Here is a 17,581-nt window from a genome sequence, read left to right on the forward strand (position 1 = left end):
AGAAAAGGCGCATGAGGATCGGGTTCATCGGCGTCGGCATCATGGGGCGGCCGATGGCCGGTCATCTTCAGGCGGGCGGGTATCAATTGCTGCTGGTGTCGCACCGCTCACCCTTGCCGGAGGAGCTGATCGCCGGCGGCGCGATCAAGTGCGGCTCGGTGCGCGAGGTCGCGGCGGGGTCCGAGGTCGTCATCCTCATGCTCCCCGACACGCCGGACGTGGCGGCGGTACTGTTCGGCGACGATGGCGTCGCGGCCGGGCTCAGGCCGGGCACGGCCGTGATCGACATGAGCTCGATCGACCCGGTCGAGACGTGCGGGTTCGCCGAACGGATCAAGGCTTTGGGCTGCGACTATGTCGATGCGCCCGTCTCGGGCGGCGAGGTGGGGGCGAAGGCGGCCAGCCTGACCATCATGTGCGGCGCCGATCCCGCGGTGTTCGACCGCGTACGTCCGCTGTTCGAGCTGATGGGCAAAAACGTCACCCATGTCGGCGGCATCGGTGCCGGACAGGTCGCCAAAATCGCCAACCAGATCATCGTCGCGCTCAATATCGAGGCGGTGGCCGAGGCGCTGGTGTTCGCCGCCAAGGCCGGTGCCGACCCCGCCAGGGTGCGCGAGGCGCTGATGGGCGGTTTCGCCGCGTCGCGCATACTCGAGGTTCACGGGCTGCGCATGATCGAGCGCACCTTCGCACCGGGCTTCCGGATCGCGCTGCATCAGAAGGATCTTAATCTCGCCCTATCGAGCGCCCGTGCGCTGGGCGTGGCGTTGCCGAACACGGCGAGCGTGCAGCAGCTGCTGAACGCCTGCGTCGCGCAGGGCGGCGGGGATTGGGATCATTCCGCGATGGTCCGCGCGCTCGAAATGCTAGCCGATTTCCGGGTTGCGGGCGACTAGCCTGTCCGCACCTCGCAGAACGAACAGGGGAGGAGAGGACATGGACGGGCAGATGATCCAGACGGGTACCTCGCGCCGCACGGTACTGGGGGGTATGACCCTCACCGCGCTGGTGCTGGGAAACGGCGGTGCCGGAAAGGCCCTGGCTCAGGCGGGGGTCGCCGCCGGCTTCGATCCGCGCCGCTGGTACGAGCACGACTATCGCATCGTCCAGACGAACCTTCGCGAGATCGACGCGCTGGAGAAGCCACGCGACATCGCCAAGGCGGTCAAGGAGTTCGGCGGCAACGTCATCGTCTCGAACATCGGCGGCATCATCGCCTTCTATCCGACCGACCTCCAGTATCACTATCGCAACCCCTATCTGAAGGGCGACTTCGTCGGCGAGATGATCGAGGCCGCGCATTCGGAAGGGCTCGCCTATCTCGGCCGGTTCGACCTGGCGAAGGGGATGAAACCCGCGTTCGACGCGCACCCCGAATGGTTCTCGCTCCGGCGCGACGGGCAGCCACGCGAGTATAACGGCACCTATCAGGGCTGTCCCACCGGCGGCTGGATGCAGGATTATGGGATCGAGATCCTGAAGGAGGCGCTGACCCGCTACAAGCCGGACGGGGTGTTCTTCAACGGCGTCTATTTCCCGTCGACCAACTGGTACAACGGCAAGGACGAAGGCAATTGCACCTGCGACAATTGCCGTCGCGCCTTCCGCGCGATGTATAACCGCGAACTCCCCAAAGGCGACAATGCGACCGATCCGGCGTGGAACGACTATCAGGCGTTCCAGCGCCGCGTGCTCGGCGACCTGCTGAAGAAGATCGACGCCGCCACCGGCCCGCTGCTGCAGGGCGCGCCGATCATGGGGCGCAGCGTCGTCGGGCGCGGCGAGCTGCAGCGGGGCGTCCATCGTCCTCCGCCCGAATGGCCGTACCAGGGCGGCGAGCAGTCGCGCCAATATATGGCGGCCAATCCCGGCAAGCCGTGGTCGGCGACCTCCGCGAGCTTCGTCGACTTCCCCTGGCGGAAGGTGACCGAGACCGCGGCCTATCACGAGCTGCGGCTGGCGCAGGTGATGGGCGTCGGCGGGCACCTCGACCTCTATCTCATGGGCACGCTGGCCGATCAGGTCGAGCCCAGCTGGCTGCCGCCCGTCTCGCGCATGTTCAAATGGCGCGCGGCCAACGCCGCCGCCTATGAGGGAATGGTTCCCGATGCGCGGGTCGGCCTGTACGATTCCGGTGCGACCAAGCGCTTCACCGGTGCGATCGACTTCTTCGGCGCCTATGAGACTCCCTATCGGAAATACCAGATCGGCGCCGGCCGCGGCTCGTACATGATGCTGGTCGACTCGCGCGCGCCGTTCCGTATGGTGAGCGACGCGCGCGTCGCCGACGGAACGACGAAGCTCGGCGACGGCCTCGACGTCCTTTATCTGCCGAACACGATGGTGCTGACGCCGCCCGAAGCGGCCGCGATCGATGCGTTCGTGGAGAACGGCGGCCTACTGATCGCGACCGGCATGACCGGCGGCTTCGACCCAAAAGGCGAGCGCATCGCCACCGTGCCGCTCGCCTGCCTGCCGACCGCGCGCTACGGCGAACCCGCGGAGGCGGAGGGCTGGTCGCTCGATCCGGTCAAGGGCGCGCTCAAGGTGACGGGGCGGGTGCCGATCGACGCCTTCTACTACGGCGGCGATCTCCGCGCCGGCGTGACCGACCTCATCCCCTTCGCGCCGGACCAGCGCTACGGGCCGCCGGAATTCAGCTATGCGGTGCCCGGCGCGCCGGTGCGCACGGTGCCGGGTATCGCCATCCGCAAGCACCGCAAGGGCCATGCGGTGCACATCCCGTGGCACATCGACTGGATGTACTATCGCGACGGCCTGCCCGTGCATCAGGAGATCATCGCCGCGCTGATCGCGAGATATGCGCCCGCGCAGAGATACGTCCTCACCGGTGACGGAGCCGTGGAGCTGATGCAGCTCGGGCGGAAGGATGGCCAGGCGCTGCTCCACCTCGTCAACTACGCCGGCCAGCGTAATGGACGCTACAATCCCGCGCCGCGGCTGACCGGCCTGCGGCTGGGCGTGCAGGGGACGGCGGGCTCGCTGCGCACGCTCGTCAGCGGACAGATCCTGCGCGGCCGCATGGAGGGCGGGCGGACCTGGTACGACCTGCCGCCGCTCGGCGCCTATGAGGCGATCCTGGTGTGAAGGCGCAAGACCATGAGCCGGGGGAGGATAGGGTGGAGGAAAGCACGACATCGAGCGGAATCAGCCGGCGCCTGATCCTGCAGTCGCTTTCGCTGGCGGGGCTGTCGGTGACCGGCGGCGCATTCGGCCCGGCCGCGCGGGCCGCGGGCCAGGCGTCCGGCGGTTGGAACCCCAAGCGCTGGTGGACGCAGGACTATCGCATCGTCCAGACCAACCTGCGCGAGACCGACGCGATCGAGAAGCCGCGCGACATCGCCAGGGCGATCAGGGAGTTCGGCGGCAACGTCATCGTCTCGAACATCGGCGGGATCGTCGCCTTCTACCCGACCAGGCTCGGGCTCCAGTACAAGACGCCTTACCTCAAGGGCGATTTCGCCGGCGAGATGATCGAGGCGGCCCATGCCGAGGGTCTCGCCTATATCGGGCGCTTCGATCTGTCGAAGGCGATGAAGCCGGCGTACGACGCGCATCCCGACTGGTTCATGCTCAACCGCACCGGCAAGCCGCGTGTCTATGAGGGGACGTATCAGGCCTGCCCGAACGGCGGCTGGGCGCAGGATTACGGGTTGCGCATCCTGGAGGAGGGGCTGACCCGATACAAGCCGGACGGCGTGTTCTTCAACATGACCGGCTATCCGCGGACCGACTATGCCAACGTCAACCATGGCATCTGCGTGTGCGGAAACTGCCAGCGCGTGTTTCGCGAGATGTTCGGCAGGGAGTTGCCGAAGGCGGATGATTTCTTCGATTCCGCCTGGCGCGATTATCTGACGTTCCAGCAGCGCACGTCGCGCGCGCTGTCGGACAAGATCGAGGCGTTCGTCGGCCCATTGATCCCCGGCGTGCCGATCATGCGCGGAGACGGCTTCAAGCAGGTCGGCCGCGGTGAAGTGCAGCGCCGCGTCGATCGGCCGGCGCCTGAATGGGCGTACCAGTCGGGCGAGCAGTGCCGCGTCGCGATGGCACGCAATCCGGACAAGCCCTGGTCGTCGACCTCGGCCGCGCACGTCGACTATCCCTGGCGCCAGGTGACCGAGACCGCCGCCTATCACCAGCTGCGGTTCGCGCAGATGCTGGGCGTGGGCGCCAGGCTCGACCTCTATCTGATGGGCTCGCTCGCCGATCAGGACGATCAGAGCTGGCTGCCGCCGGTGTCGGAGCTGTTCAAATGGGAGGCGGCGAACGGCGCGCATTATGCCGGCATGGCGCAGGCCGCGCGCGTCGGCCTCTATCATTCGTCGGTCACGGACCGGCTGGCGGGGCTGACCCCGTATCGCGCCTACCAGACCGCGTCGTTCCGCGGCGCTTATTCGGCGCTGGTCGATTCGCGTATCCCGTTCCGGATCGTCAGCGATGCGCGGGTCTCCGACGGCACGACCGGGCTGGACGGCTTCGACGTGATCGTCGCGCCGAACGTGATGATGCTGTCGGCGGCGGAGGCTAAGGCGCTCGATGCGTTCGTTCGGGGCGGCGGCTTGCTGATCACCTCCGGCATGACCGCCGGATATGACGAGAAGGGCGAGCCGGTCGGCGCGATCCAGCTCGAGTCCTTCCCGCTCGTGCGTTACGCCGCGCCGGAGCACGCCAAGGGCTGGACGCTTGATCCGGTGCCGGCGGGGAACGACCTGGGGCTGGCGGGGCGCGTGCCGCTGGACGCCTTCTATTTCGGCGGGCCCTCCAGGCCGGGAGCCACGAGCCTCTTGCCGTTCGCGCGCGACCAGCGTTGGGGACCGCCGGAGTTCAGCTATGGCATCCCGACCGACACGCCGCGCAAGAGCCCCGGCGTGTCGCTCCTGCCCTATGGCAAGGGCCATACGGCGCACATCCCCTGGCTGATCGAATGGCACTATTATCGCGACGGACTGCCGGTGCATCAGCAGCTGATCGCCGGTCTGATCAATCGTTATGGCGCGCCGCAGCGCGTGACCCTGAAAGGCGCCGGCCCGGTCGAGCTCATGTACCTGCGTAGGCTGGGCGACGGCGCGTCGCTGCTTCACATCGTCAACTATGCCGGTCAGCGCAACGGCCGCTACGACGCGCCGCCGCAACTCCATGGATTGAGCGTCGGCGTGCGCGGAACGCCCCCTGCCGAGGCCCGTGCGCTGGTCAGCGGGCAGAGCGTCCGCGGTGTCGCCCAGGATGGGATGATCTGGTACGAACTGCCGCCCGTCGGCCCGTTCGAAGCGCTGCTGCTCACCTAGGATGAAAGGCTTTGCCGTGACCTTCCGATCGTGAAAAGCAGGGGCTATATCTCTTGGAAACATCGCGAATGGTTCCCCGCATGACCACCCAATCAATCAGGCCCGCCAAGCTGGCGGATGCGATCGCCGAACATATCCAGCAGCTGATCCTCGAGGGATCGCTGCAGCCCGGCGAGCGGCTGCTGTCCGAGCGCGAGCTGTCGGCCAAGCTGGACGTGTCGCGCCCGTCGCTGCGCGAGGCGCTCGACAAGCTGATCGGGCTGGGGCTGCTCACCACCAACGCCCAGGGCGTCGCCCATGTCAGCGAGGACGTCGGCAAGAGCCTGCGCGATCCGCTGGTCCTGCTGATGGACGCGCCGGAGGCGCAGTTCGACTGCCTCGAGCTGCGCTCGATCGTGGAGGCGGCGGCGGCGGCGTTCGCGGCGGAGCGGGCCTCCGACGTCGATCGCGACGCGATCCGCCGTTGCTTCGAGGCGATGGTCGCGGCGCATGGGGAGCAGGACGTCGACCGGATCGCCAAGACCGACGCCGAGTTCCACTTCGCGATCTACGAGGCAAGCCACAATCTCATGATGCTGCACTTCATGCGCAGCCTCGAAAGCATCCTGCGGTCGAACGTCTATCTCAACCGCAAGAACCTCTACGAGCACCGCACGCAGAAGGATTCGCAGCTGCGCGAGCATCAGGCGATCTACGAGGCGATCATGGCACGCGACCCGGACCGCGCCCGTGCCGCGGCTGCCGAGCACATGACAACCGCGATGCGCACCCAGCGCGAGATCTACGAAGCGGAGCAACGGCTCAAGGCCTCGATCCGCCGGCTCGCGCGCAATGATCTGGTCGCCGCCCGCAAACCGCGCGTTTCGGCGGATTAGGCGCCTCTGCTCAGCCGGCGCAGGGCGTCACCGCGAAGCTCACCGTTCCGAGCGGCCCGTAGTCGGCGCGATAGTCGCCGGGCAGGAGCCAGTCGCGCTCGCCGATCTTGCCGGTGATCACGAGGTCGCCGGCGTCGACGCGGCGGCCCGAGGCGAGGATCTGCCGCACGACCATCGCCAGGCTCGCCCATTGATTGCCGAACGATTCCGACCCGCGGCCGGATGTCAGCGGCCGGCCGTCGCGCGCCATGGAGACCGCGAGCGCGTCCAGGTCGAGATCTTGGGGCTCGTGCTCGGTGCCGCGGACGTAGCGGAAGGCGGAGACATTGGCCGCGACCATGTCGACCGCCGAATATCTGTCCGGGTTGCGATAGGCGATGTCGGGCAGGTCGACGACCGGAACGATCCCGGCGACGGCCTCTGTCAACGCCGCGCCATCGGCCGGCGGTGTCGCGACGGTGCGGGAGAACAGGAAGCCCAGCTTCATCTCGAACGATGCCTTGCGATAGCCGCACAGCGAGACCGGCGATCCGCTGTCCCGCCGGTCGGAGCGGAACAGCACGCCGACCAGCGGCTCGCTCACGCCGCGCGCCTTGAGCGACGCCTGCGACATGAGGCCGCCCTTGTATCCGGCGACCCGGTCGCCCTTCGCGATCCGTCGCGCGACCAGCCGGCGCTGGAGCCTGTATGCGCCGGGAAGATCGAGCCGCGGCTGGCTGTCGGTAACCGGCGCGAACGGGACGGCAGCGCGCGCTGCGGCCTCGAAACCCGCAATATAGGCGCGATCCCGCGCCGCTGGCCCGGCGCAGGATGCGAGCACGGCGGCGGCGAGCGTCGCGGCGAGCGGACGGCCGGCCGCGATCACTGCGGGATCACCCATGGGAAGACATGCTGCTGGAGCATCACGATGATGCCGAGGATCAGCGTCAGCACGACGCTGTGCTTGAAGGTGCGGGCGAGGATCGCGCCTTCCTGGCCCTTGAGGTCGGTGGTCGCGGTGCCGGTCGAGATGTTCTGCGGCGAGATCATCTTGCCGAGCACGCCGCCCGATGCATTGGTCGCGGCCATCAGCACCGGGCTGAGGCCGAGCTGGTGTGCGGCGACGACCTGCAGGTTGCCGAACAGCGCATTGCCCGAGGTGTCGCTGCCCGACAGGAACACCGCGAGCCAGCCGAGGAACGCCGAGACCAGCGGGAACAGGATGCCCACCGAAGCGATGCCGACGCCCAGCGTATAGGCGATGCCCGAATAGTTCATCAGATAGGCGAGGCCGACGATGATCATCGTCGTCGCCAGCGGCAATCGCACCTGGCGCAGCGTTCCGCGGAGCGCGGTCAGGAACTGCGCGGGCGACAGGCGCACGAGCAGCGCGGTGATCAGCGTCGCGACCAGGATCGCGGTGCCGGTCGCCAGCGGCTGGAAGCTCCATATCGCGGCATAGGGCTTGCCATAGGTAGTGACGAACACGGCATCGTGGAGACCGGGCCACTGGACCTTGATCTCGCCGATGAGGTTGACCTTGAAGTGCACCCAGACGATCACCGTGACCGACAGCACGATCCACGGCAGCCAGCCCTGCCAGGCGGAGATCGCCGGGCGCTCGACATGCTCGGCCGCCTCGATCCGGGCGAGCGCGCTTTCCTGGTCGACGCGCAGGGCGAAGGCGGGATCGGGCGCGACCTTCCACAGCCGCACGAACAGCAGCGCCGCACCCAGCGAGGCGAGCGACGACAACACATCGGTCAACGCGTAGCTCAGATAGTTGGCCGACAGGAATTGGACGAAGGCGAACGAGCCGCCGGCGACGATCAGGATCGGCCACACGCCGCGGATCGCCCTGAGGCCGCCGTAGACCGCGATCACGTAGAAGGGGAGGAACAGCGCGATCAGCGGCAGCTGACGCCCGATCATCGCGCCGAGCGTGACGTCGTGCAGCTGGGTCACGGCGGCGAGCGTGGTCACCGGCGCCCCGAGCGCGCCGAACGCCACCGGGGCGGTGTTGAACATCAGCGTGAAGACGATCGCGTCGATCGCGCGGAACCCGAGCGCGACGAGCAAGGCAGTGGTGATCGCGATCGGCGTGCCGAATCCCGACACGCCTTCGAGCAGGCAACCGAACGAGAAGCCGATCACCACCAGCACGACGCGGCGATCGTTGGGCAGGTTCTCGACCATCCACGCGCGGAACGCCTCGAACCGCCCCGACACGACCGAGATATTGTAGAGCAGCAGCGCGTTGACCACGATCCACATCACCGGCCAGGCGGCGAAGGTCGCGCCCGCGGCGATGCTGTTGAGCGCGAGCGCGACGGGCATCTGCCACACGGTCACGGCGAGCAGCAGCGCGACGGCGACGCCCGCGATCGATGCCTGCCAGGCCGGCCGCCGCACGATGCCGAGCAGGACCAGCACCACCGCGATCGGCAGCGTCGCGGTCAGGAACGAGAGCGCGAGATTGCCGGCGACCGGCGTGACCAGCTGATGGAACATCCCTCTCCCCTTTTCGGGAGCACATGATCGGCTCCTCGGGTTCCTGTCTATATCATTTATACCAGGATCACAATTGGTAAGAAAAAATATCCAATGTGCGACAGGGCGGCCGGCAATGTAGGCAGATTGCTGCGATCCGGCCTGGCCAGCCGGGTGGTGTCCCGGCGTTTCAGTGAGAGTCGGATTGATCGATGGCTTTGATCGCGGCTAACGGCGACCTCATCGAGGCATCGGCGCGGTGAGCGAGTGCAAATCTCTGTTTGGTAAAAAAGTCTATCCAATCTTGCGAAAAATGCATAATGAGGCCGGGCAATGGCGCGAACGATTGAGATCGGGGGGAAAGCGATGGCTCATGGCGCCGGTGTCGGCGGGTTGATTGCTGCGGATCGTTTCCTTGGTCGGGCGGCGTGGTGTCGGCACCGCCAGGGAGCGCGCCGGTGAAGCTGTCGGCAAGCCGGCCTGCGGCTCCGGACGAGCGAACGGCGCGCGCGCTCCTGCGGCAGATGTTCGATGCGGCGGTCGACGCGGCCGATCCGCTGAAGGTGCTTGCGCCGCACCTGCCGCCGAAGCCGGCCGGCCGCTGCGTGGTGGTCGGCGCCGGCAAGGCTGCGGCGGCGATGGCGATCGCGGTCGAGCGGGCGTGGCCGGATGTCGACATCTCCGGCGCGGTCGTCACGCCCTATGGTTATGCCAGGCCCGCCAGCCGCATCCGGGTCCGCGAGGCCGCGCATCCCGTACCGGACGCCAACAGCGAGGCGGCGGCAAGGGAGATGCTCGAGCTGGTGCAAGGCTTGACCGGGGACGATCTGGTGTTGTCCCTCATCTCCGGCGGCGGGTCGGCGGTGATGTCGCTGCCCGCGCCGGGGCTGACGCTCGCCGACAAGCAGGGCGTCAACCGTGCGCTGCTCGCGTCGGGGCTCGACATCCGTTCGATGAACGCGATCCGGCGGCGCCTGTCGGCAATCAAGGGCGGCAAGCTTGCGCTCGCCGCGGCACCCGCGCGGGTGGTGACGCTGGCGATCAGCGACATCCCTGGCGACAATATCGCCGCGATCGCTTCCGGGCCGACCGTTCCCGATCCGGACGCGGAGCGCGATCTCGCTCCGCTGGCGGCGCAGCTCAGGGAGCATATCAGCGCCGCCGCCTATGACCGGCTCGTCGCGCCGCCGGTGCCGGGTCCGCCGCACCGGCCGGTGGATGTGCGGCTGATCGCCACCCCGCGCGCGTGCCTGGAGGCCGCGGCGGAGGTCGCGCGGCGTGCCGGCGTCGACGTCGACCTGCTCGGCGACGACCTGGAAGGCGAGAGTCGCGATCTTGGCCGGCATATGGCCAAGCTGGCGACCCGCTCGACCGGGCGGCCGCGCGTGCTGCTTTCGGGCGGCGAGACCACGGTCACGCTGACCGGCCAGCGCACCGGGCGTGGCGGCCGCAATACGGAATTCGCGCTTGCCTTTGCGATCGCCGCCCGCGGCATCCCGGATGCCTGGGCCTTGGCAGCCGATACCGATGGTGAGGATGGTGCGAGCGGAGGCGGGGCTGGAGCCGTTGTCTCACCCGACACGCTGTCGCGTGCCGCGGCGCTCGGCTTCGATGCCGACGCGCATCTCGCGGGGCACGACAGCGGCAGCTTCTTCGAGGCGCTGGGCGATCTGCTCGTGACCGGGCCGACCTGCACCAACGTCAACGATTTTCGCGCGATCCTGCTCCTGAGCGGCCAAGGATAGCGGGATGAGATAATTCTAGCTGTGGTGGATGATATGTTTGACCAAACCTCGCATTTCCGCGCCTCCTTGAGCGCCCGGCCGGTCGATCCCGCAGTAGCAAGGGCGATGAAGGCGATGGTCTACCGTCAGACGGATGAGGGGCTGACCGAGCAGTTCGGGCTGAGCTACAACACATGGCGCAAGGTCAGGTCAGGTCTTCCGATCCGGGCGTCGGTTGCCGAACGGGTCGAGCTGCGCGTGCGTAAGCTGATGGAAGCGACTGTCGCCGAATCGGTTGCATCCTAGGTCTGACATAATCGACAGGTCGCAGGCGAGCAGGGTTTGCCGGTATCGAACCCGACGCGCTGATAGGCTTGGCTAATCGTCGTCGGTGAAAAGCCGGCGACCGCAAGGTCATGCGGAATATTGAGGCCGCGCCGCTTCGCGGCCGACATGACGCCAAGCGCCATGCCGTCGTTCGCGGCAAGGACAGCCGTTGGCGGTCGATCCTGCGACATGAGCCGCTCGGCGGCCATGGCACCGGTGAGGAAAAGGAAATCGCCGGGGACGATGAGGTCCAAGGTCTGTTTTTCTCGGCTCGAGAGCCAAAAAGCTGCCGGTCAGCAATCGGACCAGTTCCCGCCATGACAGCTATGCGCCTTAATTCCATCATTCATGAAGATTCAGTGATACTGAAAGCTGTCGCGCAGACTAGCAATTCTGGCGCAAAGGCACAGGTCGCATTGGTTGTGACTTGGCTATTTTAAACCGCCAGGACGGTGAAATACTCGAAGACGAAATAGGCGATCTGATAAGCCAATGCTGCGGCCACCAGGGCGATCTGGGTCTGCCGGCTCTTTGACGATATGCCGATGACGGCGATCCCCAGCATCAACACCGCGTGAACGGGATATGCCGCCCCCAACGCATGCCAGCGGCTGACGCCTTTGAGCACGGTATCGACGAGATCCATGACGGTGATCATCGCGATCAGCCCGAAGAACCAGGGACGCCGGTGAAGAAGATAGCCTTCGTAGCTGCCGTATTCGTCGACATCGGACGGGAAGAGCAGAGCTGTCAGGACGAAATACAGCGATCCATAGATAATGATGAATAGATAAGATTCGAACGTCCAGCTTTTGACCTCGACCAGTCGGAATTCCCACCACCAGAAGGTGACGATGGACAGCAGCGCCCAAATCACCCAGCCCATATGGATCCAGGACCATTTGTAGCGGCGAGGATGTTCGACGATCGACGTGATGCCGGTCAGCAGCTTGGTGATCGCCAGCCCCAGCAGGATGCCGAGCACGACGCGGATGTGCATGTAAAGCTGATCGATATCCATCGCTGATCACCTCGCCGCTATGACGGAGCCAGGCGGGGAACGTCCCAGCTTTGTCCTGCCTCCAGCGTTCGGAAGCTGCCGGGATCGAGCCTTTGCTTCATAAGCGTCTCGCGCAGCCGCGCCGGCGGCCCGTCGATCGGCTCCTCACCCAGTTCGAAGGTTCCCCAGTGGACCCCGAGCGCATAGGGCGCCCCCGTCTGCCGGAACGCGGTGACGGCGTGCTCCGGATCGATGTGGTTGCCGGTCGGCGGCGACGTCACATGGTAGGGGGCGATCGGCAGAACGGCCAGGCGGACGGGGCCGTAGTGGCGCGCTGCCTCGGCCCAGCGCATGTCGCCCGCTCCGGTGTCGCCGGCATAATAGAGATTGCCGCCGGGAAGGGTCACGGTGAAGCCCGTCCAGAGGGCTCGATCATGATCGTCGGTCCAGTGCGCGCTCCAATGATGCACGCGGTTGAGGATGACGTCGACGCCGGGGCGTATCGCCACCCGCTCGCCCCAGTCGCGTGCGGTCGCCTCGATGCGATGCTCGCGCAGCAGCGTGTCGTTGCCGAGGCCGGTCACGATCCGCGGACGGTCGCGGGCGACGATCGCCTTGAGCGCGCCGATGTCGAGATGGTCGTAGTGATTGTGGCTGATCAGGATCAGATCGATCCGGGGCAGGTTCGCCAGCCGGACTCCGGGGGCGCGGACGCGTTTCGGACCGACGATCTGGACGGGCGAGTCGCGATGCGCCCAGACCGGATCGAGCAGGATGTTGAGCCCCTGGGTCTGGACCAGCGTCGTCGCATGGCCGATCCAGGTGACGCGGAGAGCCTCGCCTTCGACGCGGGGAGCCGGAACAGAGGGTGTGACGGGGACCGTTTGCGGCCAGCCCTTATGGCCGCCGCCGAGGCCGATCGACAGGAACCGCTTGGCGCCGTCGCGCTGCGCGCCGCCGGAGCCTTGCTCGCCGTCGGGATTGAAGAATTTCTGGCCGTCGAAATGATCGCTCACCGGTCCGCTGTGGTAGATGCGCGATGCAGGCGCCCTCCCGCCATGGGAGCAGCTCGCGGCAACAGGAGCCAGGAGACCGAGCAGCAGCAGCTGTCGACTAGGCATCATGTTCAAACCTCCCTGTGATGACGCGACATGACGGCGAGGCCATGCTCATTTGCTGGCGATCACCGTCATCGGTTCGGCGCGACCCGTCGCCGAGAGCGAAAGATCGGTGATGACGAGGGTGGTTCCAGCCTCGATCATCGGCAGCAATTGCACGAGGAAGCCGCTTGGAACCGAGACCCTCGCGAGAGCCGCCGTGCCGTCCGCGTTGTCGGATGCGGCGGACGGCAACGTGACCTGGTGCCAAGTGTAGCCGGCCTTGGCGAATTCGCTTGAATTCGAGTCTTTTCCGTTCCCCGCGACCAGCGTCAGCGCGTGCGTGCCGAGAGGATCGCCGCCGCCGAGCTCGAGCTGCGTCCAGCCGATCTCGACGCCGTTGCGCATGACGACCAAACGTCGATCCGCGCCGCTGATGATGATGCTGAGCGGACCGGCCGGTGCGCGGTCGGGCATCCATCCCGATGCGGCGCCCTCGCCCGCGATCGCTCCGTTCCGCCCCTTGGGATCATAGGCGGCAAGCAGCGCGGACGCCGTGGGCGTGGCCGGGCGAACGGGTTTGTCGGTGATCACGACGGTCATGCCCGTGGTCGTGACGCCGAACAATTCCTTCGCGAAGGCCAGAGGGAGGTGGATGCACCCATGCGATGACGGGTAGCCAGGAAGGCCGCCCGCGTGCAGCGCTACCCCCGACCAGGTCAGGCGCTCGGTATAGGGCATGAGCGCCTTGTTGTAGATCGATGAATGGTGGTTGGCGTCCTTCTGGAGGATCGTGAAGACGCCGGTCGGAGTCGTGAACCCAGGTTTCCCGGTGGACACGTTCGTCGCGCCGATGCGCACCCCGTTTCGATAGACCACCGCGAACTGCTCGGCGAGATTGACGAGGATCACGACCGGTCCCTGCGGCGCCGCATCGGGTTCCCAGACGAACTGGCCCGGCTTCAGATCGAAGACGCGCTCGCTTGCGGGCTCGGATGTCTTCGCTCCCTGCGCCCGCGCGCCGATCGGCAGGCAGAACGACAGCAGCAACAACGCCGGTACGAACGGGTGCATCGCCATACCCCGGAAATGGATCTCAACGTCGCAGGCGGTTCGCGGCCCTTATCTGGCGGCCCGTTGCGGCTTCAAGTCGCCCTCGGCCGCCCTCAGCCATTTGTGGCCGTCGAACCAATGGGTGCCCACATTGCCGATGAAGCCGTCGATCTGGCGCGCCGCGATCCAGTTGTTGGCATAGGTGAGCAGGCGGACGTCGTCCGGGCGGAAGGCGAAGGCCTCGCCGGTCCGTTCGAGGGGGCCGCCGATCAGGCGCAGCTTGGCATCGTAAAGCGATGCCGCCATGCGCGGCACCGGCGAGGTTGCGACCATGGCCTGCGCCTGGCCATCGATCAGCGCCGCGAGTGCCGCGGCCGCCGTCGGGTAGGTGACGACGCTCGCCTTGGGAAAGGCATTCCGCGCCGCCGCCTCGTCCGTGGACTTCGCCAGGACCGCGATCCTGAACGACGGCTTCTCCAGCGCGGTGGCGGGATCGGTGCCGAGTGCCTTGCGATCGGCGACGGTTCCGATCTCCTGCATGCCCGTTGGGGCGGAGAATGCGACGCTGCGTGCGCGTTCGGGCGTGATCGCGATCCCGGCCGCGATCATGTCGACATCACCTTTGGCGAGGCGCGGGACGAGATCGGCGAACGGCATCTCCACGAATTGCGCCGTGACGCCGAGATCTTCGGCGAAGGCTTCCACCAGGTCGATGTCGTGGCCGGCGAAGCTGCCGTCCGGCTTCTTGATGACCCAGGGAGCGTTGGGCGCGACGCCGACTTTCAGGACCTTGGCCGCGATCACGCGCTGGAGACTGTCGTCGGCAGCAACAGCCGGAGACATCGGAGACATCAACGCGATCAGCAGCACAAGCAACCAATGCGAGTACGCACGCATAGTCCATCCCCCTGTTAGTCGAACCGTAACATTAGAAATGGGCTGTTGTCACAACCTGCGCATAGTGCCACAGTTTCGCCGCAAGTCGAATCATTTCCAACGACTTAGTTGGGAGAATTGCGATGCAGCCAACCAACAGGGGTATCGGTCTTGGCGTCTTCGGCCTGATTCTGGCGAGTGGAAGTCCCGAGCGTCTCTCGCTCGCGCCGACTTCGGCAGCGGCGGCAACCAAGCTGGTGTGCTCGAGCGTGAATTATGACTATTCCTATTGTCCCATCGACACGCGTAACGGAGTAAGGCTGCTCCAGACGCTCTCGCGATCACCGTGCATCGAGGGGCGGACATGGGGCAAGGACCCGCGCGGGATATGGGTCGATCGCGGCTGTTCGGCGCAATTCTCGGTCAGTTCGGGTGGCGGCGACGCCGGTTCCGTCATCGGCGCGGCGATCATCGGCGGCATCGTCGGTGCGCTGCTTGGCGGCAGCTCGCATGGGGACGGCGATTCCGGTCACCACCATCATCACCACGATAACCCGTCGCCTCCGCCCTATGACCGGTACGGCAACGCCAATTACGACAGGAAAGGCCGTTACGTGGGCTGCCATGGCCTGGGTTGCACGGTCGACAATCCCGACGACCATTCCCAGGACGTCGATACCACGCCGCAGTTCGACAAGGACGGGAATCCCAATTTCGATACGCACGGGAATTATATCGGCGCCCATGGACTGGGATCGCTGGTCGACAATCCCGATGCACCCTCGTCGGACGGCAGCAACCCAAATCAATGACGCGCGGAAGGAGAGATGGCGTATGAGGATTTTCCTGACGGCAGTCGCGCTTGCGACGTGCGCCCTGCTTCTTCCCATAAGCTCCGCGCGAGCGGATGGTCTCTACGACAAATGCGTCAATGCGGCGAGCGACAACGCTTCCTGGAGCCAGTGCGGAAGCGACTCTGTCAAGCGCGAGGACGCCAAGCTCAATGCGGTCTGGAAGCAGGTGTATGGCCGGACTAACGGACAGACCAAGACGGACCTGCTTGCCGAGCAACGCGCTTGGATCGCGTTCAGGGAAGCAGCGTGCAAATTCTACGCGAACGGCGATTTCGGACGTGAGGGTCAGGTCCTGAGCTATCCCGCCTGTATCGCGAGGGTGATCTCCGATCGCACCAACGCGCTGGCCGAGCTGGGGAAGGAATTCAGTCAAGGGCAGTAACCCGCCCGCTCGACCACCGCCACCAATCGGAACCTGGCATCGGCGCATGAGCAGCATATCCGGTACCGCGGCGATCATCCGCGTTGCCGATCTCGCAGGAACCTTCGTCTTCGCCGTCGAGGGCGCGTTGATCGCGATCGGTGCCGGCTTCGATCCGGTGGGGATCGTGACGCTCGCCTTTGCGACCGCGCTCGGCGGCGGCGTCATCCGCGATCTCCTGATCGGTATCCGCCCCGCCGCCGTCGCCGACTGGCGATACGGGATGATCGTGCTGGGGGCGGCGATCGCCACGATCATCCTTCACCCGCTCGCCGGGACGCTGCCGTCGTGGATCATGATCGTGCTCGACGCCGCGGGGCTGGGATTGTTCGCGGTTGCCGGCACCGAGAAGTCGCTCGATCATGGCGTGCATCCGCTGCCGGCGGCTTTCCTGGGTACCGTCGGCGGCGTGGGCGGGGGTGCGATACGGGATATTCTGCTCAACGATGTTCCCCGCATTCTGCATGTGGATATCTACGCCAGCGCGGCTTTCCTCGCGGCCGCGATCGTCGTGCTGGGAAGGTCGGCGGGGGCGAATGCTCGCATCGTCGCGCTCCTCGCGGGAGCCGCGTGCTTTCTGCTCCGCATCGCGGCCGTCGCGCTGGCATGGCAGCTGCCGCGTTTCGCCTGATCGTCGTAGAGGAGCGGGACTGCTATGATGACATCGAACGGAACGTCGACCATGCGTGCAAACCGTCCGACCCTGTTGCTTGCCGCACTGCTGCTGACCGGATTTGATCAGGGGCCGTCCATATCTGCGGCGACGGCGAATGCGGCCGATCTGAGGATTCGCGTGACAGTGTCGCGCGCGGCGCAGGCGAAGCTGAGCTCCAGCAGGGAGCTGATCTCGGTCGATGCCTCCTTCTACGGTGATCCGGCGCCGAAGGCGCGACGGCATGCGGACGAGAGCGGCCGCGTGCCGTTGCTCAACCGGATCAGGACATTGCCGGCTGGGGGCGGCATCGCCACCTTCCCGCTCGGCGAGATTCCTCCGGCAAGGAGAAGATGGATATCGGGACCGATCAAGGTCAACGTGAACGTCTATTCGGCGCGCAGGAGCAGTCCGGACAATGTCCTGGCCTGCGATTTCATGGACGGACCGCTGTCCGCTTCACGCATACCGGTCGAGCTGCGCTGCTCGTTGATTACCGAAGGGACGCAGACGCGCTTCGCCTCCTGACGAGGCGAGGCGGCTCCCGAGCTTGCTTCGCCTGGCCGGAGCGCCGAGATGACGGGGCACCTTGCCTCGAGCGTGTATCACTTCGCCTTGCGGTAACCCTTGGCCTTCATGCATTTCTTGATAAGGCTCGTCTGCTCCATTCCGGCCACGATGCCCGAGCTCACGCCGTCGCTGACGGCCTCGGACGTGCTCTTTGGCCGGTCATTCGTCCCGATCGTGGCGGTGGCGGCGGCCGCCTCCCTGGTGCCCAGCGCGCGCTTGCGGCCGCCGCGCCGCCGCACTCGCAGGTTCTCCTCACGGTAAATCCGTCGCAGCTTCTTGTGGTTGGGCGTCATGCCCTCCCCCGCCGCGAAGCGCGCGGCGAACTCCCCCTCTCAAGAAGTTGTCCGCGTT

The 17,581-nt window shown here is 66.3% G+C and carries 18 protein-coding genes; 10 read left to right on the forward strand and 8 right to left on the reverse strand.

Annotated features, from left to right (window positions below; all coding sequences use genetic code 11):
- Positions 1 to 11 precede the first annotated feature (11 nt).
- From ACMGER_RS02450 to ACMGER_RS02465, 4 genes are all read left to right on the forward strand, one after another.
- A complete protein-coding gene (locus ACMGER_RS02450; RefSeq protein ID WP_436810534.1) occupies positions 12 to 899 on the forward strand; it encodes a 2-hydroxy-3-oxopropionate reductase in 888 nt (295 codons plus the stop codon).
- 40 nt (positions 900 to 939) lie between these two features.
- Entirely contained in the window at positions 940 to 3,111 is a 2,172-nt protein-coding gene (locus ACMGER_RS02455) for an alpha-amylase family protein (protein WP_436810535.1), read from the forward strand.
- Between the two features lie 32 nt (positions 3,112 to 3,143).
- Positions 3,144 to 5,312, forward strand: coding sequence for an alpha-amylase family protein (locus ACMGER_RS02460; RefSeq protein ID WP_436810536.1), 2,169 nt, complete (start codon positions 3,144 to 3,146; stop codon positions 5,310 to 5,312).
- An 80-nt stretch (positions 5,313 to 5,392) separates the two neighbouring features.
- On the forward strand, positions 5,393 to 6,187 hold the full coding sequence (locus ACMGER_RS02465; RefSeq protein ID WP_436810537.1) for an FCD domain-containing protein: 795 nt from the start codon (positions 5,393 to 5,395) through the stop codon (positions 6,185 to 6,187).
- Positions 6,188 to 6,197: 10 nt separating this feature from the next.
- Here ACMGER_RS02465 and ACMGER_RS02470 read toward each other — a convergent pair whose 3' ends face one another.
- Both ACMGER_RS02470 and ACMGER_RS02475 read right to left on the reverse strand, forming a co-directional pair.
- Positions 6,198 to 7,067 carry a 2-keto-4-pentenoate hydratase gene (locus ACMGER_RS02470; protein WP_436810538.1) on the reverse strand — a complete coding sequence of 290 codons (870 nt, stop codon included), beginning with the start codon at positions 7,065 to 7,067 and terminating at the stop codon, positions 6,198 to 6,200.
- On the reverse strand, positions 7,049 to 8,677 hold the full coding sequence (locus ACMGER_RS02475; protein ID WP_436810539.1) for an L-lactate permease: 1,629 nt from the start codon (positions 8,675 to 8,677) through the stop codon (positions 7,049 to 7,051). The genes ACMGER_RS02470 and ACMGER_RS02475 overlap by 19 nt, the downstream gene beginning before the upstream one ends.
- Before the next feature lie 437 nt (positions 8,678 to 9,114).
- Between ACMGER_RS02475 and ACMGER_RS02480 the strand changes: the two genes are divergently transcribed.
- Entirely contained in the window at positions 9,115 to 10,401 is a 1,287-nt protein-coding gene (locus tag ACMGER_RS02480) for a glycerate kinase type-2 family protein (protein ID WP_436810540.1), read from the forward strand.
- A gap of 33 nt (positions 10,402 to 10,434) precedes the next feature.
- Entirely contained in the window at positions 10,435 to 10,686 is a 252-nt protein-coding gene (locus ACMGER_RS02485) for a hypothetical protein (RefSeq protein ID WP_436810541.1), read from the forward strand.
- On the opposite strand, the gene ACMGER_RS02490 is transcribed toward ACMGER_RS02485, so the two are convergent.
- The 5 genes from ACMGER_RS02490 to ACMGER_RS02510 form a co-directional block, all read right to left on the reverse strand.
- On the reverse strand, positions 10,683 to 10,961 hold the full coding sequence (locus ACMGER_RS02490) for a substrate-binding domain-containing protein (RefSeq protein ID WP_436810542.1): 279 nt from the start codon (positions 10,959 to 10,961) through the stop codon (positions 10,683 to 10,685). The two genes, ACMGER_RS02485 and ACMGER_RS02490, sit on opposite strands and share 4 nt — an antisense overlap.
- A gap of 182 nt (positions 10,962 to 11,143) precedes the next feature.
- A complete protein-coding gene (locus tag ACMGER_RS02495) occupies positions 11,144 to 11,728 on the reverse strand; it encodes a hypothetical protein (RefSeq protein WP_436810543.1) in 585 nt (194 codons plus the stop codon).
- A gap of 17 nt (positions 11,729 to 11,745) precedes the next feature.
- Positions 11,746 to 12,828 (reverse strand): MBL fold metallo-hydrolase, encoded by a 1,083-nt coding sequence (locus ACMGER_RS02500; protein ID WP_436810544.1) that lies wholly within the window; start codon positions 12,826 to 12,828, stop codon positions 11,746 to 11,748.
- 48 nt (positions 12,829 to 12,876) lie between these two features.
- Positions 12,877 to 13,878 (reverse strand): L,D-transpeptidase, encoded by a 1,002-nt coding sequence (locus tag ACMGER_RS02505; RefSeq protein ID WP_436810545.1) that lies wholly within the window; start codon positions 13,876 to 13,878, stop codon positions 12,877 to 12,879.
- 48 nt (positions 13,879 to 13,926) lie between these two features.
- The gene (locus tag ACMGER_RS02510) at positions 13,927 to 14,700 is read right to left on the reverse strand and encodes a transporter substrate-binding domain-containing protein (RefSeq protein WP_436810546.1); all 774 of its coding nucleotides are present in this window, start codon (positions 14,698 to 14,700) and stop codon (positions 13,927 to 13,929) included.
- 176 nt (positions 14,701 to 14,876) lie between these two features.
- Between ACMGER_RS02510 and ACMGER_RS02515 the strand changes: the two genes are divergently transcribed.
- Genes ACMGER_RS02515 through ACMGER_RS02530 form a run of 4 tightly spaced genes read left to right on the forward strand, consistent with a single transcriptional unit; the run spans position 14,877 to position 17,188 of the window.
- Positions 14,877 to 15,545 (forward strand): DUF3011 domain-containing protein, encoded by a 669-nt coding sequence (locus ACMGER_RS02515; RefSeq protein ID WP_436810547.1) that lies wholly within the window; start codon positions 14,877 to 14,879, stop codon positions 15,543 to 15,545.
- Positions 15,546 to 15,567: 22 nt separating this feature from the next.
- Complete coding sequence (locus ACMGER_RS02520; RefSeq protein WP_436810548.1) at positions 15,568 to 15,969, forward strand: lysozyme inhibitor LprI family protein; 402 nt, start codon at positions 15,568 to 15,570, stop codon at positions 15,967 to 15,969.
- 46 nt (positions 15,970 to 16,015) lie between these two features.
- A complete protein-coding gene (locus tag ACMGER_RS02525; protein ID WP_436810549.1) occupies positions 16,016 to 16,639 on the forward strand; it encodes a trimeric intracellular cation channel family protein in 624 nt (207 codons plus the stop codon).
- A gap of 51 nt (positions 16,640 to 16,690) precedes the next feature.
- Positions 16,691 to 17,188: a hypothetical protein gene (locus tag ACMGER_RS02530; protein WP_436810550.1), complete on the forward strand. Its 498-nt coding sequence runs from the start codon at positions 16,691 to 16,693 to the stop codon at positions 17,186 to 17,188.
- 77 nt (positions 17,189 to 17,265) lie between these two features.
- Here the strand turns inward: ACMGER_RS02530 and ACMGER_RS02535 are convergent, their stop codons facing one another.
- Positions 17,266 to 17,523 carry a hypothetical protein gene (locus tag ACMGER_RS02535; protein ID WP_436810551.1) on the reverse strand — a complete coding sequence of 86 codons (258 nt, stop codon included), beginning with the start codon at positions 17,521 to 17,523 and terminating at the stop codon, positions 17,266 to 17,268.
- Positions 17,524 to 17,581: the final 58 nt, after the last annotated feature.

This window comes from Sphingomonas astragali (assembly GCF_051400615.1).
Taxonomy (GTDB): domain Bacteria; phylum Pseudomonadota; class Alphaproteobacteria; order Sphingomonadales; family Sphingomonadaceae; genus Sphingomonas.